This is a genomic window from Polyangium fumosum (genome assembly GCF_005144585.1).
Taxonomy (GTDB): domain Bacteria; phylum Myxococcota_A; class Polyangia; order Polyangiales; family Polyangiaceae; genus Polyangium; species Polyangium fumosum.
The window spans coordinates 29,338-47,806 of sequence record NZ_SSMQ01000067.1 but is presented as its reverse complement, the minus strand read 5'-3'; the positions used below and the strand labels follow the sequence as shown (position 1 = coordinate 47,806).

Below are 18,469 nucleotides of genomic sequence, written 5' to 3'. Positions count from 1 at the left end.
GCCAGAGGATACGTCGATGAAGGACGAGAAAAACCTTTTCTTACTGCGCGTATGCGCCGCGTCCGCCGCCGCCGTGAGCACCACGGCCTGCTCGGTGGGTGACGTGAGTGATCTGTTCGCATTCCGGACGACGTCCGTGGACGACGACCTCACGATCCGGACCTCCGACGGGCGCGTCTTCCGCGGGGATCCAGGGAGCATCGAGATCCGGGCGCCGCTGCCGAACGGCCCTCCCGCGATGGCGTCGGTGACGCTCTCGACGGCCGATCGCCGCGGCTACGGGCTCAGCATCGCGTTCGACATCAGCACGGAGACGCTGCTCGAACGGAGCTTCTCGGTGGCGCTCTCCGAGGGGTACAGCGGAGGGACGCTCGCGTACCTGTCGCAGAGCGGCGCGAGCATCATCGGTCCGGGCACGCTCTTTTTGCGCACGTCGTACGGCAAGCTCAACGGGCAGTTCGAGACGGCGGACGAGGCGTTCCCGGTGGGGACGATCGAGGGTCGTTACGAGGTGGTCTGTCTGGTCCTCCCCGAGATGCTCGGCGCGTCGCCGAACGGAGAGGCCTCGCAGGGGACGTGGATCCTCGTGGAGGACGAGGCCAAGACGAGCAAGTTTTGCCAGACGTTCGCGGGGCTTTAGGGAGACGGTCTCCCGAGGGTGTCGCCACGTGGCGACACCCTCTCCCGGCTGGGACGCGTGGGCGCGAGCTCGCTCTGGAAGTGCATGCGCCGGAGCGAGCCGTCCATCATGACCGCGAGCCGCTCCATCACGACGCGCTCGCTCGCCCCGCGCGTGGCGAAGACGTACACGAAGCACCGCTTGGCCCAGCCGCCAAACGCGAGCACGAAGCCGTCCGTAGGCCCGCCGTTCGTGGCGCGGGGGCCGAGGAAGACCTCGGCGAGGGTGTCGTGATCCGGGGGCACGGCGAGGCGCGAGGCCGACACGAGGCGGGCTCCGTCGCGGGAAGGAAGGTCCCGCCAGGTGCGCGCGCGCGCCTCGCACCGCGCGCGGTTGCCGACCTCGTCCTCGCGCCACGTGCGCACGAGCAGGAGCGAGCTCGTCGCGTCGTGCCGCGCCACGAGCCACCGCTCGGTCCGATCGTCGACGCGGAAGGCCGCGCCGTCGGGCAGCGGCAACGAGAGGTCGAAGCGCGCGGAGGTGAAACGCGTGAAGGACGAGGCCGCGGCGAGGGGATCCGGCGTGGCCCGGGGCGCCGCGCTCCCCGCGGAGGGGAGCGGGCGCGGCGGGTTTGTCGCGGGGGGCGAAGGCGCGCTGCCGCATCCGCAGGCGAGCGCGAGGGCGAGCGCGAGGGGCGCGCGCACGGTCAGACGCGCGTGAGCCACTCGGGGTGCGCGTTGTCCTCGCCCCGCACGATGCCGAAGAAGCGCTGCTGGAGCCTGCGCGTGATCGCGCCGACCTGGCCCTCGCCGATCGCGCGATCGTCGACCTCGCGGATCGGCGTGACCTCGGCGGCGGTGCCCGTGAAGAACGCCTCGTCGGCGAGGTAGAGCTGATCACGCGTGATCATCTCCTCCGCCGCGGGGATGCCCTCCTCGCGGGCGAGCGTGAGGATCGTGTCGCGCGTGATGCCCTCGAGGATCGAGGCCGAGAGCGGCGGCGTGATGAGCCGGCCGCGACGCACGATGAAGATGTTCTCGCCCGAGCCCTCGCTGACGTAGCCGTTCGGATCGAGCAGGATCGCCTCGTTGTAGCCGGCGATGCGCGCCTCGCGCTTGGCGAGCGAGCTGTTCGTGTACTGCCCCATCATCTTCGCCTTGGGCAAACCCACGTTGATGTGGTGCCGGGCGAACGCGCTGATCTTCGCGCGGATGCCGGCCTCGGTCGCTCCCTTGCCGAGGTACGCGCCCCAGTGCCACGCGACGATCGTGGTGCGCACGGGGTTGTCGTGCGCGTACACGCCCATCGGCCCCTCGCCGAGGTACACGAGGGGGCGGATGTAGCCCTCCTGCATGTCGTTCTGGCGCAGCGTCTCCACCGTCGCGTCGGCCACCTGCTGCCGCGTGAACCGCGGCTGGATCGCGAGCAGCCTGCACGTGTCGAAGAGGCGATCGATGTGCTCCTTCAGCCGGAACACGTACGTGCCGCCGTCGGCCCTGCGATAGGCGCGGATCCCTTCGAAGGCGCCGAGCCCGTAGTGCAAGGAGTGCGTCAGGATGTGCACCTTGGCGTCGTCCCAGTCGACGAACTCGCCTTCCATCCAGATCTTCTTCAGCTTGTCGACCATCACGCGCTCCTTCGGAGAATCGTCGTTCCGTGCTTCCTTCGTTGCCCTAACCCCCGCGTCCGACGTCCGCAGCGAGGGGGAGTGCGAGAGAGGAAGTAGCCCGATCCCGTCATCGTGCCAAGAGCGCGAGTACGACTCCGGTGCCGCCCTCCTCCTCGGGCGCCGACGCGAACGCGGCCACATGGTGGGCGGCCGGACCCTGGCTCAACCAGGCTGCGATCTCGCCCCGCAGCACGCCGATTCCCCGCGGCGAGTGGTTCCCCCGACCGTGGATCAGAGCCACGACACGATCTCCGTCCGTGCGGCGCTTGCGCACGAACTTCTCCACCTCACGACGCGCTTCACCTGCGTTCATGCCATGCAAATCGAGCCGACCATCGACCGTATACGCACCGCGTCGAAGGCGGCGCACCTCGCGCGGATCCACGTCGATGCGCCGCCCCTCGATGCGCTCGCCGTCGTCGGTGACCTCGAAGCGGACGCCCTCGGCGACGAGGGAGTGCAGCATGTGACGCGCGTCGGCATCGTGGTCCTTCACCTCGCGCGGAGCCCTGGATTTCGGCTCGATCGGCGTCGAGGAGCGAGGGACGCGTGCCTTGCGATCCTCGAGCATGCGCACGCCCGCCATGTACATCGCGAACGTCTCGGCGTCGCTCGGCTGCCCCTGCGGCTCCGCCGGCTCGGCCGTCGACTGTACAGGTACACGTTGCGACGGCTGCTTCTTCGTCCCGCCTTCGGATTTGTTTGAGGACGCAGTTTTTTCGGGCTTCTCGACCTTGTCGGCCTTCGCGCCCTTCTCTGTTTTCCCCTTGCGTCCCTTCGACGCGAGCTTCGCGAACGGGCGGAAGAAGGGGCTATCGGCCGCCTGTTTGCTCGGCTTCTTCTGCGTCTTCTTGGTGCTCGTCCGCCCGGCTCGCGCCTTGGTCGCCATGAGACAGAACTTCACCCGAGAGCGCCCGCAGCGCAAACCGCACCGACTGAATTCCCGTCAGTTGCCCGTCCTCGAAGTGCCAGTCGGGGTCGTCGAGGTCCGGGAAATCATGAGGATTGCGGATGTCCTCCGGCGTGAGCCCCGGCAAGAGGCGCCGCGCCAGGGAGAGGACCTTCTGCCGCTGGTTCTCCTCCATCGCCTCGAGGAGGGAGAGGATGCGTTCGAAGAGCTGCCTTGTGTCGGGAGCACCCGTCATGCGCGGGAGCGTAGCAAAAGGCCCGGGCGGTCGAGGCGGTCGACGCGGTCGACGCTGGCGCGCGTTCGCGCGTGACGACGGCGAGCGAAGGAGCGGAGGCGGAAACGGAAACGGAGGCGATTGTCAAGCCCTACCGTGGCTACGACTTCGTCGACGCGTCGCCTTCGGCGAGCTCGGCGAGCAGGGCCGCCTCTTGCGCCGCGAGGTCGGCCTTGAGCTTCTGGAGCGCGTCGAGCTTCGCCTTCTTTTCTCGTTTCTCGGCCTGCGCCCGCTGGGCGGCGAGCCTCGCCTCCTGCGCGACGAGCGCTTCCCGCTGCTTCGTCAGCGCGTCGAGCTCCGCCGTGGCCGCGCCAATCTTCTTGTCGAGCTGGGGCAACGTCAGCTCTTCGGCGGACTCTTGCAGGAAGAACGACTCTGCCCATCCGGCGCCGAGCTTGTGCGCGTGCTGGACCTCGCCGAGCTTCCCGTGGAGGGACTTCCGCAATCCGTTGTGATCCTGATTCAGTTTCACGCGGGTGCCGATCGTGCGGAAATCGACGAGCTTTTGCGTTGCGCTCTTCTTCTCCTCCGCGGCCATTGCGCCGGCCTGCGCGCGCGCGGCGACCACGGGGGCGTGGTCCTTCAGCACGGCTTTGTCGGCTTCCACCAGGGCTTCGGGCCAGGTCTTCATGATATCGAGCTGCCCGCCGAGCGTGGGGCGCTTCAATTCGCTGGGCCGCAGATCCCCGAAGAGCCGTTGCGCGAGGAGCGAGCCCTTTTCCACGTTGGCCCAGACGAAATCGACCGAATCATCGAGGTCGTGATCCGCGAACTGGACGGCCGCGGCGGCGGAGGCCTCGGCTGCGAGCAGGTTCCTCTCCTCGGCGATGGCGGCCTCGATGCGCGGCTCGAATGCATCCACCTCGGCGACGAACGCCAGCGTGTGGGGGTTGCGCCGGACGCGGGACGCCATGAAGCGGAAATGGGTCTCGCCGGTCGTCGTGGTCGCTGTTTCGGGGAGGGTCTTGATTCCAACCATGGTGGCGGATGCTAGAGATCGCGCATCCTGGGCGTCAAGGGCAGAGACCGCCCGGCGACGCCGCCGTCCTCTGCGTGGGAGGGCTCGAACGCCTCGGCGACGGTTTGCGGGGGCGTTCGAGCCGGCTGAAGCGGCGTTGCAACGCGTCGCAGGGGCGGTTCGGGCGCCGGACGTGAGGTCGCAACGTCGACGGGCGTGCCGCGGGCGCGTGGAATGGCGGCGCGAGCGCTTGCGTGGGCGCTCGGGACGACGGAAGTCGTGGCGCGAGCGCGCGCGGGGCCGCGCACGGCGTTCGAGGCGACATTCCAAGCGGGTTACGAAGCGGCCCCGGCGCGCATGAGGAGGCGGTGAAATGTCGACGTGCCGGTTCAGACGCGCAACGACACTCGGCAAAGCAGCGCGTATGCGGAGTGATCGGGCGAAGCGGGAGGGCAAGCGGTGTGTCGGGCCGTTCGAACGTCCGAAATGGCAGGGCGACGCGTCGCGGGACGATTTGCGGCATGTCGGCGCGGGAAATGCCGGGAAAACACGGGTCGATGGCTGCAAGCTCGACGTCGGGGGGAACGCACCGGGGTGCGACGCCCGGTGAGGGCGGACACGCACCTCGTTGACAGAGTACAAGGGCTCTGATCGCCTCTAGGCGATGGCCTCACCACGCGTACGGACCCTCGTCTCGTTCGGGCTCCTCGGCTGCGCGACGCTGGCGCTCGTGCCGCTCGGCTGCGCGTCGGCCACGATCCGCTATCCCGCGGACGACCGCCCGCGTGTCCCTGCCGCCACCGCGGAGCGGCTGCGGGCGTGTGTCGCCGAGCTCGGTGGCGAGCTCGGAGGGGGGTACTACACGTTCGACGCGACGGTGAAGGTCGACGAGGAGGGCGGCGTCGTGGATGTCAAGGGAAAAGGCGTACCCTCTCCGGAGCTCGCGGTCTGCATGCGGATCGCGCTGCGAGGGATGACCGTGCCGGAGGAGCTGCTCCGGCTGCGTAAGCTGCGCCTGTCCGATACGTCCGCGCCTGCGAACGGGTAGGCGCCGGCCGAGCGGGGGCTCGTCGGCCACCCCGCGCTCGTGGCCGTGGCGATCGCCCTCGCCGACCTCATCATCGAGGCGGCCCCCATCGTTGTCGTGATCGCCGCGTCGGTGGAGATTGGCAAGAATGAGGACCTCATGGAGGCGGCTCGGAGGCGGCGGCCCAACCGGAACTTGAGCCGTTGCCTTGACGCGGCTGCGGCGGGTGGTGCGCTTTGGGAGAACTTCTGCAACACGATTCCCAACGACATCGACCGTGCGACATGCTGGAGCAAGACGAAGTTGAGCGAACAGGACAGGCGCGGCTGGTGCAACGAAAAATTCGGGTACTGGTGATGTCCAAGCCTACAATGACAAACGCAGAAGCAGAACAAATACCCTGGATGGCCGAGCGTCGCCTCGAGCGACGTGACGCCGTCGGGGGCCTCGTCGTGGTGCGCGTCGGTCATCCTGAATGGCCCCCTGCCGCCGAGGAGTGGAGATGTCCCTACATGATTTCGGGATTGGGTGACGATTCGATCGAGTTTGCTCACAGCGTCGACTCGATAGCCGCTATCCAAAATGCCCTGAGGGGCATCTACTGGACGTTCGAGCAGACCGGCATTCCGCTACGATGGGAGGGGTTTGATGACGACGCTGGGAACGACACGGGTTTTCCCATGGATACGGACGCGGGTTATGGCCTCGCGTTTCGACAACGTATCGAACGAATGATCCTCGATGAAGAAGCCAAGCTCGCCGAGCCCACGCGCGAGCGCGAGGAGCAGAAGCGCCGCGAGGCTCGCCGCAAGGCGCGGGCGGCGAAGGCGCGAAAAGATCCCCAGGTCCGGGACGTGAACATGCCTGCTCCACCCAGAACCACCTCCGAATCCAAACGAACACGCTGGATCGCTGAGCGCCGTCTCGCGCGATGTGATGCCGTCGGGAGCATCGTCCTGGTTCGTATGGGTGCTCCCGAGCTACCCTCTCGCAAAAATGTGTGGAGATGCCCCTTCACGATCCTGGGGCTGGGGGACGACGATTCGATTCATTTTGGTCATGGTGGCGATTCGATGGCGTCGCTCCAGAACGCCCTGCGGGGCATTCGTTGCACATTCGAGCAGAGCGGGGTGCCCCTTCGATGGGCGTTGCAGGGGCTTGAGGAAAATGACACGGGTTTTCCCATGGACACGGACCGAGGTTATGGCCTCGCGTTTCGACGACGCATGGAACAAATGATCCAAGCGGAGATCGAGGAGCTCGTCCGTCCCATTCGCGAGCGCCACGAGCGTCGAGAGGCGCGCCGCAAGGCGCGGGCGAAGCCGCGGACGGAATGACTCTTCCCGTGCGCGAAGTGCTCCCCCACCTCGCGGGCGCGACGCCCGGTGAGGGCGGGCACGCACCTCGTTGACAGAGTGCAAGGGCTCTGATCGCATGGAGGCGATGGGCTCTCCGCGCGGACGAACCCTCCTCTCGTTCGGGTTCCTCGGCTGCGCGACGGTGGCGCTCGTGCCGCTCGGCTGCGGGGCCACGATCCGCTATCCCGCGGACGACCGCCCGCGTGTCCCTGCCGCCACCGCGGAGCGGCTGCGGGCGTGTGTCGACGAACTCGGTGGCGAGCTCGGGGGCGGCTACTACACGTTCGACGCGACGGTGACGGTCGACGAGGAGGGCGGCGTGGTGGATGTCAAGAGCAAAGGCGTGCCCCATCCCGATCTCGCGATCTGCATGCGGATCGCACTGCGAGGGATGACGGTGCCGGAGGAGCTGCTCCGGTTGCGCAAGCTGCGCCTGTCCGAAGCGTCCGCGCCAGCGAATGGGCAGACGACGGCCGAGCGGGGGCTCGTCGGGAACGCCGCGGCGCTCGTGCTCGTGGTGGTCGCCCTCGCGGACCTCGCGATCGAAGTGGGCCCCTACGTCATCGTCGTTGTGGCCGCTTCGCTGGAGATCGCGGAGGTGGCGCGGAGGAGGCCCCCGCCGAACCTGAATCGTTGCCTCGACGCCGCTGCGGGGGGCAAATATATGTGGGAGGAGTTTTGCCGCTCGATCGGCGAGGGACATCCCGGCAGCCCGTGCTGGGGAGAGGGCCCTGAGAGCGAACAACACAAAAGAGGCTGGTGTTATGCCAAGTTCAGGAGATGGTGAAACGCATGAAAGCCAAGTCGAAGACCCCTGTGAAAAAGCTGCCGCCTTCATGGATCGCCGAGCGTGAATACACGCGACTCGACGTACCGGGCCGGGTTGTCGTTCGCATTGGGTGCCCGGAACCCGACCCCATCAAGAGCGCCCATGGCGAAGTTTGGAGATGCCCACTTCAAATCGAGGGGCTTGATCTGACCCAGATCGAAGACCTTCGTCTTGATAAGGATGCTCCGCTTTTCGGATACGGCGTCGACTCGATGGATGCGCTGAAAAACGCGTTTCGTAGCATCCACGTGCTCCTCAAGAGGCACGGCACCCCCCTTCGCTGGGAAAGGACCCAGGAGGAGACGTTTGGTCTCCCCGTACAAGTGCCCACGGGCTACGGGGTCGAATTTGATCGTCGGATGGAAGAGGTGATCAACGCGATCGACGCGGCCATCTCGGAGCGCTTGCGGCCCTTTTACGAGCAAATGGAACGTTACGAGGCTCGCCGCAAGGCGAGGAAAAAGCCGCGAACCGAATGAAGCGATGACCGCCATCCGCGTTTCGACGACGCATGGAACAAATGATCCTCGATGAAGTCGCGAAGCTTCCCGCGCCCACGCGCGAGCGCGAGGAGCGGGAGCGCCGCGAGCGTCGAGAGGCGCGCCGCAAGGCGCGGGCGAAGCCGCGGACGGAATGACTCTTCCCGTGCGGCAAGTGCTTCCCCCACCTCGCGGGCGCGACGCCCGGTGAGGGCGGGCACGCACCTCGTTGACAGAGTGCAAGGGCTCTGATCGCATGGAGGCGATGGCCTCTCCGCGCGTACGAACCCTCCTCTCGTTTGGGCTCCTCGGTTGCGCGACGGTGGCGCTCGTGCCGCTCGGCTGCGGGGCCACGGTCAGACAACTGGCGCAGCAGGACGACCGCCCGCGTGTCCCCGACGCCACCGCGGAGCGTCTGCGAGAATGCGTCGAGGAGTTCGGTGGCGACTTTCCCCGGGGGGCGGTCGTGCTCGACGGCACGGGACTCAGGAGACCAGGAAGGTGATTCCTTTGATACCGCGGTCATCGCTTCATTCGGTGCGCGGCTTTTTCCTCGCCTTGCGGCGAGCCTCTTGACGTTCACGGCGCTCGCACTTGGCCTGGACGAGCTTCGTTTCTTCGTCCAAGAGAATTTTTTCGAGCCGTTGTTGAAACGCGCGCCCGTACGTCCATGTTACGAACGGGGAAAACCCCGTGTAGTCTTTTCTAGCCCCTTCCAATCGAACCGGAATCCCGCTCCGCTCAAGGTCGTAGTGAATGCCTTGAATGGCGTTTTGGAGCGCTGCCATGGACTCGTTGCTGTGAGCAAATCGAATCGAGTCATCGCCCAATCCCTCGATGACATACGGGCATCTCCACTCCTCGGCGCCAGGAGGCCATTCGGGAGAACCGATACGGACCACGACGATGCCCCCGGCGGCGTCGCGTCGCTCAAGACGGCGCTCGGCAATCCATCGTATTCGTTTGGCCTTCGGCGTGGTTTTTGCACCAGTGGACATATTCAATTTCCGAATAGATTCCGGCACCAGTTCCGCTTCTCTTGTTCGCTCATTGATGTCTTGCTCCAGCATTCCTGCGCATCGTATGGGTCCGGCAATTTTTCCGCTACTGCTCGACAAAACTCCTTCCACATAGATTCGCCACCCGCGGCAGCATCCAGGCAGCGGTTCAGGTTCGGATTGGGCCGATACTTCCGAATCGCCTCGATGACCTCGTCGGCGATCGCCAGCGTGATCGTAAACAGGATCGTCACCCCGGCCGCTTCGATGATGATGGGGGCCAGCTTGACGACCACCCCCACGATGACGAGGACATTGCCGGCGAGCCCCCGCGCCGCGTTCGTCTGTCCGTCTCCCCGGGCGAGCGGCCGCGACATCCACGTCAGCAAAAGCTCCGGCGGCACCTCCATCGCCCGGAGCGCCGCCCGCGTGCACCCATCGAAATCGGCATTCAACACGTCCGACGTCACAGAGACCGCCCGCCCCTCTTCGTCGACCTTCACGTCATAGTCAAACTCGAAGCTTCGTCCACCCAGGTCTCCGCCGTACTCCTCGACGCACCATCGCAGGCGCGCGATGGTTTTGTTCGGCGCGTGTGGCCCTTCGACGATCGGCGCCTGTTTCAGCGGAGGATATTCGATATTGCTCGCACAGCCAAACGCGACAACCGCCATCGTCAGGCACGCGAAAAACATCCCCTCGATCCAGACGTTGACCTTCGACATGATCTCTCGCTCGGCCGTCGCTCGGCCGTCGCTGGCCGAGAAGGCTACTGGCTTAGAACACCGAAGAGCAAGTTTGGTGAGCCTGCTCCGCCACGCTTACGGGCGTCATGCTCGACGGCGCAGCCCTCGGAGTGCTCTCGACGCGCGGCGCAGCCTCGCGACGCGCAATGGCCCACGGCGCACCGGTTTGTCCTCGAAGCTCGACAGCCTCGTTGGTCTCCGGTAAGGGTTGTCCTCGGAAGCCGACGCGGAGCCGCTGTCGTTCGAGCCTAGACGGGCGGCGGTGGTTCCGCGTCGGCTCCCTGGACGAACCTCCCTTGCGGTCCCGGTAAAACTCCGGCAACATGGAGTTCGGGATGCGACGCCCGGTGAGGGCAGACACGCACCTCGTTGACAGAGTGCAAGGGCTCTGATCGCATGGAGGCGATGGGCTCTCCGCGTGTACGAGCCCTCCTCTCGTTCGGGCTCCTCGGCTGCGCGACGGTGGCGCTCGTGCCGCTCGGCTGTTCGGCCAGGATCGTCCATCCCACGCTGGAGGACGACCGCCCGCGCGTGCCGGATGCCATCGCGGAGCGCCTGCGAGAATGTGTCGACGAGTTCGGTGGCGACCTTCCCCGGGGGTACTACACGTTCGACGTCGCGGTGAAGGTCGATGAAGAGGGCGGCGTGGTCGATGTGGAATCGAAGGGCGTGCCCCACGCGGACCTCGCGGCGTGCACGCGGATCGCGCTGCGAGGCATGACCGTCCCGGAGGAGCTGCTCCGGCTGCGCAAGTTGCGCCTGTCCGAATCGTCCGCGCCTGGGGACGGCCCGCCGACGGCCGAGCGTGGGCTCGTGGGCAACCCCGGGGTGCTCGTGGCCGTGGCGATCGCGCTTGCGGACCTCATCATCGAGGCGGGATCGAGGCGGGCCCCATCGTCGTCGTGATCGCCGCGTCGGTGGAGATTGGCAAGAATGAGGACCTCATGGAGGCGGCTCGGAGGCGGCGGCCCAAGCCGAACTTGAATCGCTGCCTCGACGCGGCCGCGGCCGGCGGCGTGATGTGGGAGAATCTGTGCAATGATATGACGAATTCCACGGATGCCGGCGAATGCTGGGACAAAACTCTGCGGAGCGAGCAAATGAAGCGCAACTGGTGCTTTAACCGGTTCAAGAAACATTGAATATGCCTGCCAGCGTAAAAAACACCTCAAAAGCGAAACAAGCGCGATGGATTGCCGAGCGCCGTCTCGAGCGACGTGATGCCGTCGGGGGCGTCGTCGTGGTCCGCATCGGTTCTCCTGAATTACCCCCTGGCGACGAGGTGTGGAGATGCCCCTTCGCCATCCTGGGACTGGGTGATGACTCGATTCAATTTGGCAAAAGCATCGATTCGATGGCGGCGCTCCAAAATGCTCTGATAGGCATTCGCTGCAAGCTCGTGCAGAGCGGCGTTCCGCTTCGATGGGAGGGATTTCCTGAGGATTCGGAAAATGATACTGGTTTTCAGATGACTATGCCCTCGGGATTTGGCCTCGCGTTTGAACAACGTATGGAAAAAATGATCCAAGCGGAGATCGAGGAACTCGTCCGTCCCATTCGCGAGCGCCACGAGCGTCGAGAGGCGCGTCGCAAGGCGCGGGCGAAGCCGCGGACGGAATGACTCTCCCCGTGCGGCACGTGCTCCCCCACCTCGCGGGGGCGACGCCCCGTGAGCGGCGGACACGCACCTCGTTGACAGAGTGCAAGCGCTCTGATCGCATGGAGGCGATGGCCTCCCGCGCGTAGGAACCCTTCTTTCGTTCGGGCTCCTCGGTTGCGCGACGGCGGCGCTCGTGCCCCTCGGCTGTTCGGCCAGGATCGTCCATCCCACGCTGGAGGACGACCGCCCGCGCGTGCCGGATAGGGCATCGTCGCGCTGGTGATGAGCCACCGAGATGAGGATCCGATGCGCGAGATGCTCCGCGAGGACATCACAGGCGTCGAGCTGCGGGTTCGGGTTTGAACGAACCTACCCGGCGTAGCTCACGCCTCCGGATGATCCGCGGGCGTGATCAACACCGCGATCATCTGCGCGCGGCGCTGCGCCTCCTCGGCCGGGTAGAACATCTGAAGCGCGTCGCGGAGGGCCGGCAGAGCACGCTTCAAGCCCTCGACGCCGAGCACGCCCGCGTCGACGCCGGCGCGCGCACAAGCCTTCGTGAGCACGCTGCGCGCGAGCATGGGCGCGAGCCCCATCGCCGCGACGACGCGCAGGAGCAGGGGGCTCTCCGAGACCGGGCCGTTCGGGCGCGATGGAGGCGATCGTTCGACGCTCGACGCGCGCGCAGGGGGTGTCGTGGTCTGCGCGGCGCGACGGTTGCGCAGGAGGCTCCGGATCTTCGCGCGCACCGCATCGAGGTCCACGCTCTTGTGGACGAACTCGGAGGCGCCCGCGTCCGTGGCGCGCCGCGCGACAGCGGGATCCTCGCTCGCCGTGAGCATGACCGTCGGCGTGGACTCGCGGCCGGGCAAACGCCGGAGCCTGCGCAACGTCTCGATGCCGTCGACGTCGGGCATCACGAGGTCGAGCACCACGCAGTCGACCGACTGCACCGCGAGCAGCTCGAGCGCCTCGACGCCGGAGCGCGCGAGCACGACGTCGTGGCCGTCTTCGCGCAGCTTGCACGCGAGCTGCGTGAGGAACGTGGGGCTGTCGTCGACGGCGAGGATGCGGCGCGCACCGGCGACGGGTCCGGTCTCCTCGCCGCTCGTCCGCTCGCAGAGCGAGCGCGCGCGGCGGACCAGGTAGGTGATGTCGTAGGGTTTGCCCACGTACTCGTCGGCGCCCGTGGTCAACCCTTTCACGCGGTCGCGCACCTCGGCCTCGGTCGAGAGGAGGAGGACCGGAAGCCGAGCGAGCTCTGCGCTCGCGCGGATCGCGCCGAGCAGCTCGATGCCGCTCCCGTCGGGCAGGATCACGTCGAGCACGACGAGGGAGAAGGCGCGCTCGCGGAGGGCCTTCTCCGCTTCGCGTTTGGACTCGCAGGCGGTGACCGCGAAGCCCGCGGCCGCGAGGGCGCCGCGTAGATCCATCCGAACGGTAAGGCTGTCGTCGACCACGAGGACATGTGGTTTCATCGAATCCCCCATTTCCCCCAAACTACCTTTTACACGTTTCCACCTCGAACCGGGCGACCGAGTGCGAGCAGGGTGCGCCCGAAGTCGCCGACCGGGAGGATCCGGCTGGCGGCGCCGAGCCGGATCGCCTCCCGCGGCATGCCGAAGACGACCGACGTGGACTCGTCCTGGACGAGCGTCGTCGAGCCGGCGCGCTTCATCGCCAGGAGGCCGAGCGCGCCGTCCTTGCCCATCCCCGTGAGCAGGCAGCCGATCGCCGTCCGACCGATCTCCGCGGCGACCGACTCGAACAAGGCGTCGACCGAGGGCTTGCACGAGTGCCGCTCGGGGCCGTCGTCGAGCCAGAGCCGCCCCGCGCGCACGACGAGGTGACGCTCGGGCGGCGCCATCAAGATGCGCCCCGCGCCCGGCGGAGGCAGAGGCTCGCCGTGCTTCGCCTCCAGGACGGGGAGCGGCACCATGCCGTCGAGCCAATCGGCGAACGCTCGACCAAAGGGCTGACCGATGTGGATCACGAGCAGCACCGAGAGCGGGAAGGTCTCGGGCAGCTCACGCAGGATCTGCACGAGCGCGCCCGGCCCGCCGGTGGAGGCGCCGATCGCGATGATCGAGGGGGACATGCCCGTCTCGGCGAGCGACGTCGGCGAGGGCGCGGCGGGGATGCGCGCGGGCGAACGCTCGGGGATCCGCTCGGGCGAACGTTCGGGGATCCGCTCGGGCGAACGCTCGGGCGTGCGCGCGCGCAAAGGGCTCGGCGGCGGGGCCGGCGGCAAGGCCGGGTTCGACTTCAGCTTGGCCCGCGGGTGCGTGATCACCCGGATCTTCGCGGCGAGCTTCACCGTCTCGACGAAGCGCCGCGACCAGTCCTCATCGGGCTCGTCGCCCGTCGGCTTCTCGATCACCTCGAGCGCGCCGGCCCGCAGCGCGTCGTAGGTCTTGATCACGTCGCGGCGGTTGAACGAGGCCGACACGATCACGATCGGCGTCGGGCAAAACGCCATGATGTGCTCCGTGACCTCGACGCCGGTGCCGTTCTTCAGGATCAGATCCAGCGTGACGACGTCGGGACGGAGCGACTCGCAGAGCGTGATGCCCCGCGCGCCGTCCTCGGCCTCGCCGACCACCTCGCAGGCGGGATCGGCCCGGAGCGCCTGGACGAGCCGGCGTCGCACCGTGAGCGAGTCTTCGATGACGAGCACGCGTGTCTTGGTCATGAGGCCGCCCCCAGAAGCTCGGCGACCTTCCGGACGAAGTGCTTCTGGTCGAACTCCCCCTTCACGATGTACGCCGAGGCGCCCGCTGCGCTCCCCTTCTCGCGATCCTTCGTGGTGGCGAGCGAGGTGACGATGATGACGGGCACGTCGCGGAGCGCCGGATCCGCGCGTGTCGTCGCCGTGAACTCGAAGCCGTTCATGCCTGGCATCTCGACATCCACGATGAACAGGCCGTACCTGCGCGCCTTCGCCTTGTGCAGGCCCTCCTCCGCCGACGCGCTGAGCTCCACCTCGTAGCCGGCCGATTCGAGGATGCTCTGCTCCAGCATGCGCGTCGTGAGCGAGTCGTCGATGACCAGGATCGGCAGCCGCTTCGGCGCGGCGCGTGAGGTCGCAGGCGCCGTTCCCCCCTGGCGCGCGCCCGTCCGCGCGAGTGCAGGCGGGTCGAGCACGAGCATCGGATCACCCTGCGCGTCGAACGCCGCGCCCGCCACGGCGGCCGGTGATCCCGCGCCCGGCGGCAGCGGCCGCAACACGACCTCCATCGTGCCGAGCAGCCGATCCACGCCGAGCGCGATCCACGCCTCGCCCGACTGCACGATCACCGCCGAGCACGCCTGCGGCAGAGCGTGCCCCTCGCCCTCGGGCGCGAGCACCTCGCCGAGCGGCGTGAACGGGACGGCCCGATCGCCGAACAGGATCCGCTCTCCATCGGGCCCTTGCAGCCGCTCCGCCGCGGTCACGCGCCGCGTGCCGCGCACGGCGTCGAGCGGCACGAGCGCCGTCGATCCGCCGAACATCACCGAGAGCACCGGGATCGACGAGAGCGACACCGGCACCTCGATCTCGATCGTCGTGCCCTCGCCGAGCTTGCTCGAGAGCTGCACCGATCCGCGCAGGCGGCTCGCCACCTCGCGCACGACGTCGAGCCCCACGCCGCGCCCCGAGATCTCCGTCACCTCCGCGGCCGTCGTGAGCCCCGCGCGGAACACCAGGGCGAGCGTGGCCTCCTCGTCGAGCTCCTCGTTGCCCGAGGCGAAGCCACGACGCACGGCCGCTTGCCGCACGGCCGCGACGTCGATCCCGCGCCCGTCGTCGCTGCAGCGGAACGCCACCCGCCGGCCGCGCCGCTCGATGTCGAGGTGGATGCGGCCCGCCTCCGGCTTGCCCCAGGCGATCCGATCCTCGATCGCCTCGATGCCGTGATCCACCGCGTTGCGGATCACGTGCAGGAGCGCATCACGCACCGCCGAGAGCACGTGCCCTTCGAGCCGCACGTCGCCGCCGCGCGCCGAAAAGTTCACGCTCTTGCCGAGCGCATCGGCCGTGTCGCGCGCTGTCAGCTCCAGCGTGCCCAGGATCGCGCCCACCGGCAGGAGCCGCAGCGTCGCCGCACGCGACTGCACCTCGCCGAGCTCGCGCTCGATCCGGCCGAGCCCCGCGCCGATGTCCCGCTCGGCGTGGACGAGGCTCTGCGTGATCTCGGCGATCGTCGCCCCGAGCCGCGTGCCGCGCCCGCGCTCCCCGACGGCTTGTCCGAGCTCGAGCTCCTCCCGCAAGAGGCTCGCGAGCCGCAGCGCGTGTTGCAGCGCGACGAGGCCGCCGTTCAGCGGGCCAATCTGGATGGACGCCTCGGACAGGCCTTCGAGCAGCGCGTCCATGTCGGCGATGTCGACGCGCACGGTCTCCAGGCGATCGTCGATCGGCGCGGACGGGGGTTTGCTCCCGCCCTTGCCCTCGGCCGGGGAGGCGTGCGCGGGCTTGGCCCCGAGCTTCGAGGTCTCCTCGCGGATCCGTTCGAGGATGCGCAGGAGGTCGCTCACGTAATCGCTCGTGATCGTCTCCTCGCCGTCGCGGAACGGGGCGAGCGCGTCCTCGATGGTATGCGCCATCTCGCCGATGCGCGTCTGCCGGACCACCCGCGCCGCGCCTTTCAGCGTGTGCGCGAGCCGCAGGCTGCGGGCGAGGATCGACGTATCGGTCGGGTTTTTCTCCAGCGCGAGCAGGTCCCGCGTGAGCCCTTCGACGATTTCGTTCGCCTCGTCCCGGAAATAGTCCTCGAGCTCATTCATCGCCGATTCTCCCGGGGCGCGCTCATGGCGCCTCCTCGCGGCGCTCTCCGGCCCGCTGCTTTGCGAGCGCGACGAGCGATTCGAGGACGAGGACGCCGCGTGTTTGCCCAGCGAGCGTGACGATCTCGCGGATGTGCCCCGCGCCGTCCTTCGTCGAAAGGGCGGGCAGGAGATCGGCCGGGTTCACTTCGAGGCAGGCTTCGATCGACGCGACGCCGAGGGCCACGGGCTCGTCGCCGCCCGCGATCAAGAGCCAGCGCGGCGTTTCGGTCCACATCGGCAGGCCGAGCAGCGACCCGAGCGCGTGCACGGCGAAGAGCCGCCCGCGGATCCCCGTGATCCCGAGCAGGCCCGGCGGGCTCCCGGGCAGGGGCACCACCCTGCGGCACTCGTGGACGCCGTCGATGTCGGACAGCCGGATCGCGTAGCCCTGGCCGCCCGCTCGAATGGCGAGGACGAGCTCGCCGGACTGCTCGGCGTGGCGGGGCGGCGCGGCGAACGAGGCGTCGAATGCGTGGCGCAGCTCCGCCACGTGTCGCACCGCTGCAATGGCGCTTTCGGGAAGCGGCGCCCCATCGCCCGGCTTGTCCCGTTCTTGCGACCGAACGCTCATCGCGCCCCCTCGACCCGTAAAATGGATTCACGAAGGTACCACGGGCCCTCGGGCCCGTACAATCCCTCGCCTCCGCCCATCCCCGCTCGTTTTTTGCTTTTCTCCTTCGCCGCGGGCACCCGGATCACGCCGCCTGCTCCTCTTGTCGTTGTCGGATGAGACGCACGAGGTCCCCGGACAACCCCGAGAGCTGCGACGCGGTGTTCAATGTCTGCGACGAACCGGTCTCGCTTTCGCGCGCGGTCTGCGCGACGTCCGCAATGGCGGAGGCCACCTGCTCCATCGCGCTCGTTTGTTGTTTCGTGCTCAGCTCGATTTCGCGCGACGCCTCGGCGGTCGACCCCACGTACTCGACGATCCGCCGGAAGCTCTGCGCCACCTCGCCGAACCGGCGCGTCCCGGCCTCCACGGCCTTCGCGCCGTCCTCGGTGGCCATCACGGTCGTGTTCGCCGCGGCCCGGATCTCCTCGATGAGCCGGCGGATCTCCTTCGCCGAACCGCCCACGCGATCCGCGAGCTTGCGGATCTCGCCCGCCACGACCCCGAACCGCCGCCCCGACTCGCCCGCGCCGACGGCCTCGATCGTCGCGTTGATCGCGAGGATGTTCGTCTGTTCGCTGAGCTCCGAGACGATGTCGAGGATCCCGCCGATCTCCTGGGATTTGCGCCCCAGATCGAGCATGTGCGTGACGATCTGATCGACCTGCCGCCGCACCGTGTCGATCGCGCCCTGCGCGCCCTCGACGGTCTGGTTGCCGCCCTTCGCGGCCAGCGCCGTCTCGCTCGCGACCTGCGTGACCCGCTGCGCGCTCTCCGAGATTTGACGCGAGGTCGTGACGAGCTCGCGCACGGTCGTGCTCACCTCGGTCGCGGCGGAGACCTGGCCTTTGGCGCCCCGGACCTGCTGGGTCGCGGCCGCTTCGAGCTCCGCCGCCGCGCTCCGGATGTGCTGCACGGCCGCGCCGATCCGCGCCCCGAGGCCGCGGGTCACGAACACCGCCACGCCCGCCACGATCAGCACGGCCGCGAGCGTGCCGAAGATCAGGATCTGGCTCAGCCACGCGGCGGCCTGCTTCGCCTCGGTGCTCCGCTCGGTGAGGAGCTTTTGCTCGTGGGTCTTCATCTCGGCCACGATCCGCCGGATCTGCTCCATCACCTTCGGGCCATTGCCTTCGAGCACGAGCTTCAGCGCCGCGTCGAACCCGAGGCTCTTCCGCGCGTCGATCGTCTCGTCGATCTCGCGCAGGCGCTCCTCCACGAGGGGCCGGAGGTGTTTGACGCGCTCATTTTGGTCCGCGTCGTCACGGAAGAGCTCTTCGAGCTGCCGGAGCTCGGTGCCGACGCCTTTTTTTCCCGTGTAATAGGGCTGCAAGAAATCCTCGCGGCCCGTGATCACGAAGCCTCGTTTGCCCGTCTCGGTCTCGTCGAGCGCCGAGAGGAAACCCGACAAACCGGTCAATTCTTCGTGCGCGTGCGTGACGGCCTCGGTCGTCGCGAGGAGCCGCTGCGTGCTCCGGTACGAAAACGTGCCGAGCGTGATCAGGATGAGGAGCGGGAGCAAAAACCCCGCTGCGATTTGCTGTCCGACCGTCCATGACTTACCCACGAGCCCCGCCTCCTTCCTC

At 67.8% G+C, this 18,469-nt stretch carries 22 protein-coding genes; 10 read left to right on the top strand and 12 right to left on the bottom strand.

Features of this window, described 5'->3' with window-relative positions:
* The first annotated feature begins 16 nt into the window (after positions 1 to 16).
* Positions 17 to 640, top strand: coding sequence for a hypothetical protein (locus tag E8A74_RS41030; protein ID WP_136934579.1), 624 nt, complete (start codon positions 17 to 19; stop codon positions 638 to 640).
* Here the strand turns inward: E8A74_RS41030 and E8A74_RS41025 are convergent.
* From E8A74_RS41025 to E8A74_RS41005, 5 genes are all read right to left on the bottom strand, one after another.
* Complete coding sequence (locus tag E8A74_RS41025) at positions 637 to 1,344, bottom strand: hypothetical protein (protein ID WP_136934578.1); 708 nt, start codon at positions 1,342 to 1,344, stop codon at positions 637 to 639. The genes E8A74_RS41030 and E8A74_RS41025 overlap by 4 nt on opposite strands.
* Positions 1,326 to 2,246 (bottom strand): branched-chain amino acid transaminase, encoded by a 921-nt coding sequence (locus tag E8A74_RS41020; RefSeq protein WP_136934577.1) that lies wholly within the window; start codon positions 2,244 to 2,246, stop codon positions 1,326 to 1,328. The genes E8A74_RS41025 and E8A74_RS41020 overlap by 19 nt, the downstream gene beginning before the upstream one ends.
* Positions 2,247 to 2,355: 109 nt before the next feature.
* A complete protein-coding gene (locus tag E8A74_RS41015) occupies positions 2,356 to 3,177 on the bottom strand; it encodes a Smr/MutS family protein (RefSeq protein ID WP_136934576.1) in 822 nt (273 codons plus the stop codon).
* A complete protein-coding gene (locus E8A74_RS41010) occupies positions 3,101 to 3,433 on the bottom strand; it encodes a hypothetical protein (RefSeq protein WP_136934575.1) in 333 nt (110 codons plus the stop codon). The genes E8A74_RS41015 and E8A74_RS41010 overlap by 77 nt, the downstream gene beginning before the upstream one ends.
* 139 nt (positions 3,434 to 3,572) lie before the next feature.
* Positions 3,573 to 4,451, bottom strand: coding sequence for a hypothetical protein (locus E8A74_RS41005; protein WP_136934574.1), 879 nt, complete (start codon positions 4,449 to 4,451; stop codon positions 3,573 to 3,575).
* A 643-nt stretch (positions 4,452 to 5,094) separates the two neighbouring features.
* Between E8A74_RS41005 and E8A74_RS41000 the strand changes: the two genes are divergently transcribed.
* From E8A74_RS41000 to E8A74_RS55715, 6 genes are all read left to right on the top strand, one after another.
* On the top strand, positions 5,095 to 5,478 hold the full coding sequence (locus E8A74_RS41000; RefSeq protein ID WP_136934573.1) for a hypothetical protein: 384 nt from the start codon (positions 5,095 to 5,097) through the stop codon (positions 5,476 to 5,478).
* 45 nt (positions 5,479 to 5,523) lie between these two features.
* On the top strand, positions 5,524 to 5,814 hold the full coding sequence (locus E8A74_RS40995; RefSeq protein WP_136934572.1) for a hypothetical protein: 291 nt from the start codon (positions 5,524 to 5,526) through the stop codon (positions 5,812 to 5,814).
* A complete protein-coding gene (locus tag E8A74_RS40990; RefSeq protein ID WP_170229761.1) occupies positions 5,742 to 6,794 on the top strand; it encodes a DUF6968 family protein in 1,053 nt (350 codons plus the stop codon). Before E8A74_RS40995 ends, E8A74_RS40990 begins: the two co-directional genes overlap by 73 nt.
* 106 nt (positions 6,795 to 6,900) lie before the next feature.
* Complete coding sequence (locus tag E8A74_RS40985; protein WP_136934570.1) at positions 6,901 to 7,602, top strand: hypothetical protein; 702 nt, start codon at positions 6,901 to 6,903, stop codon at positions 7,600 to 7,602.
* A 5-nt stretch (positions 7,603 to 7,607) separates the two neighbouring features.
* A complete protein-coding gene (locus E8A74_RS40980; protein WP_136934569.1) occupies positions 7,608 to 8,123 on the top strand; it encodes a DUF6968 family protein in 516 nt (171 codons plus the stop codon).
* Positions 8,124 to 8,155: 32 nt separating this feature from the next.
* Positions 8,156 to 8,281 (top strand): hypothetical protein, encoded by a 126-nt coding sequence (locus tag E8A74_RS55715; protein ID WP_269749923.1) that lies wholly within the window; start codon positions 8,156 to 8,158, stop codon positions 8,279 to 8,281.
* A gap of 372 nt (positions 8,282 to 8,653) precedes the next feature.
* On the opposite strand, the gene E8A74_RS40975 is transcribed toward E8A74_RS55715, so the two are convergent.
* Together E8A74_RS40975 and E8A74_RS40970 are read right to left on the bottom strand one after the other, a co-directional pair.
* On the bottom strand, positions 8,654 to 9,193 hold the full coding sequence (locus E8A74_RS40975; protein ID WP_136934568.1) for a DUF6968 family protein: 540 nt from the start codon (positions 9,191 to 9,193) through the stop codon (positions 8,654 to 8,656).
* Positions 9,124 to 9,846, bottom strand: coding sequence for a hypothetical protein (locus tag E8A74_RS40970; RefSeq protein WP_136934567.1), 723 nt, complete (start codon positions 9,844 to 9,846; stop codon positions 9,124 to 9,126). The genes E8A74_RS40975 and E8A74_RS40970 overlap by 70 nt, the downstream gene beginning before the upstream one ends.
* 426 nt (positions 9,847 to 10,272) lie before the next feature.
* On the opposite strand from E8A74_RS40970, the gene E8A74_RS40965 reads away from it, so the two are divergent.
* Genes E8A74_RS40965 through E8A74_RS40955 form a run of 3 tightly spaced genes read left to right on the top strand, consistent with a single transcriptional unit; the run spans position 10,273 to position 11,488 of the window.
* Positions 10,273 to 10,773 carry a hypothetical protein gene (locus tag E8A74_RS40965; protein ID WP_136934566.1) on the top strand — a complete coding sequence of 167 codons (501 nt, stop codon included), beginning with the start codon at positions 10,273 to 10,275 and terminating at the stop codon, positions 10,771 to 10,773.
* Complete coding sequence (locus E8A74_RS40960) at positions 10,770 to 11,009, top strand: hypothetical protein (protein ID WP_136934565.1); 240 nt, start codon at positions 10,770 to 10,772, stop codon at positions 11,007 to 11,009. Before E8A74_RS40965 ends, E8A74_RS40960 begins: the two co-directional genes overlap by 4 nt.
* A 2-nt stretch (positions 11,010 to 11,011) precedes the next feature.
* Positions 11,012 to 11,488, top strand: a complete 477-nt coding sequence (locus tag E8A74_RS40955; RefSeq protein ID WP_420814235.1) for a DUF6968 family protein — start codon at positions 11,012 to 11,014, stop codon at positions 11,486 to 11,488.
* A gap of 362 nt (positions 11,489 to 11,850) precedes the next feature.
* On the opposite strand, the gene E8A74_RS40950 is transcribed toward E8A74_RS40955, so the two are convergent.
* The 5 genes from E8A74_RS40950 to E8A74_RS40930 all read right to left on the bottom strand — a co-directional run bounded on the left by E8A74_RS40950 (position 11,851) and on the right by E8A74_RS40930 (position 18,450).
* Positions 11,851 to 12,945, bottom strand: a complete 1,095-nt coding sequence (locus E8A74_RS40950; RefSeq protein ID WP_170229760.1) for a response regulator — start codon at positions 12,943 to 12,945, stop codon at positions 11,851 to 11,853.
* A 29-nt stretch (positions 12,946 to 12,974) separates the two neighbouring features.
* Entirely contained in the window at positions 12,975 to 14,159 is a 1,185-nt protein-coding gene (cheB, locus tag E8A74_RS40945; RefSeq protein WP_136934562.1) for a chemotaxis-specific protein-glutamate methyltransferase CheB, read from the bottom strand.
* Entirely contained in the window at positions 14,156 to 16,231 is a 2,076-nt protein-coding gene (locus tag E8A74_RS40940; protein WP_136934561.1) for a hybrid sensor histidine kinase/response regulator, read from the bottom strand. Before E8A74_RS40940 ends, cheB begins: the two co-directional genes overlap by 4 nt.
* 22 nt (positions 16,232 to 16,253) lie before the next feature.
* Positions 16,254 to 16,844 carry a chemotaxis protein CheW gene (locus tag E8A74_RS40935; protein ID WP_136934560.1) on the bottom strand — a complete coding sequence of 197 codons (591 nt, stop codon included), beginning with the start codon at positions 16,842 to 16,844 and terminating at the stop codon, positions 16,254 to 16,256.
* A gap of 124 nt (positions 16,845 to 16,968) precedes the next feature.
* The gene (locus tag E8A74_RS40930; RefSeq protein ID WP_136934559.1) at positions 16,969 to 18,450 is read right to left on the bottom strand and encodes a CHASE3 domain-containing protein; all 1,482 of its coding nucleotides are present in this window, start codon (positions 18,448 to 18,450) and stop codon (positions 16,969 to 16,971) included.
* Between the last annotated feature and the right edge of the window lie 19 nt (positions 18,451 to 18,469).

Bases quoted from the DNA above. Each gene is read 5' to 3' on its own strand.
- E8A74_RS41030 (WP_136934579.1), top strand. From the start codon at position 17: ATGAAGGACGAGAAAAACCTTTTCTTACTGCGCGTATGCGCCGCGTCC.
- E8A74_RS41020 (WP_136934577.1), bottom strand. From the start codon at position 2,246: ATGGTCGACAAGCTGAAGAAGATCTGGATGGAAGGCGAGTTCGTCGAC.
- E8A74_RS41015 (WP_136934576.1), bottom strand. From the start codon at position 3,177: ATGGCGACCAAGGCGCGAGCCGGGCGGACGAGCACCAAGAAGACGCAG.
- E8A74_RS41010 (WP_136934575.1), bottom strand. From the start codon at position 3,433: ATGACGGGTGCTCCCGACACAAGGCAGCTCTTCGAACGCATCCTCTCC.
- E8A74_RS41005 (WP_136934574.1), bottom strand. From the start codon at position 4,451: ATGGTTGGAATCAAGACCCTCCCCGAAACAGCGACCACGACGACCGGC.
- E8A74_RS41000 (WP_136934573.1), top strand. From the start codon at position 5,095: ATGGCCTCACCACGCGTACGGACCCTCGTCTCGTTCGGGCTCCTCGGC.
- E8A74_RS40990 (WP_170229761.1), top strand. From the start codon at position 5,742: ATGCTGGAGCAAGACGAAGTTGAGCGAACAGGACAGGCGCGGCTGGTG.
- E8A74_RS40985 (WP_136934570.1), top strand. From the start codon at position 6,901: ATGGGCTCTCCGCGCGGACGAACCCTCCTCTCGTTCGGGTTCCTCGGC.
- E8A74_RS40980 (WP_136934569.1), top strand. From the start codon at position 7,608: ATGAAAGCCAAGTCGAAGACCCCTGTGAAAAAGCTGCCGCCTTCATGG.
- E8A74_RS55715 (WP_269749923.1), top strand. From the start codon at position 8,156: ATGGAACAAATGATCCTCGATGAAGTCGCGAAGCTTCCCGCGCCCACG.
- E8A74_RS40975 (WP_136934568.1), bottom strand. From the start codon at position 9,193: ATGCTGGAGCAAGACATCAATGAGCGAACAAGAGAAGCGGAACTGGTG.
- E8A74_RS40970 (WP_136934567.1), bottom strand. From the start codon at position 9,846: ATGTCGAAGGTCAACGTCTGGATCGAGGGGATGTTTTTCGCGTGCCTG.
- E8A74_RS40965 (WP_136934566.1), top strand. From the start codon at position 10,273: ATGGGCTCTCCGCGTGTACGAGCCCTCCTCTCGTTCGGGCTCCTCGGC.
- E8A74_RS40955 (WP_420814235.1), top strand. From the start codon at position 11,012: ATGCCTGCCAGCGTAAAAAACACCTCAAAAGCGAAACAAGCGCGATGG.
- E8A74_RS40950 (WP_170229760.1), bottom strand. From the start codon at position 12,945: ATGAAACCACATGTCCTCGTGGTCGACGACAGCCTTACCGTTCGGATG.
- cheB (WP_136934562.1), bottom strand. From the start codon at position 14,159: ATGACCAAGACACGCGTGCTCGTCATCGAAGACTCGCTCACGGTGCGA.
- E8A74_RS40940 (WP_136934561.1), bottom strand. From the start codon at position 16,231: ATGAATGAGCTCGAGGACTATTTCCGGGACGAGGCGAACGAAATCGTC.
- E8A74_RS40935 (WP_136934560.1), bottom strand. From the start codon at position 16,844: ATGAGCGTTCGGTCGCAAGAACGGGACAAGCCGGGCGATGGGGCGCCG.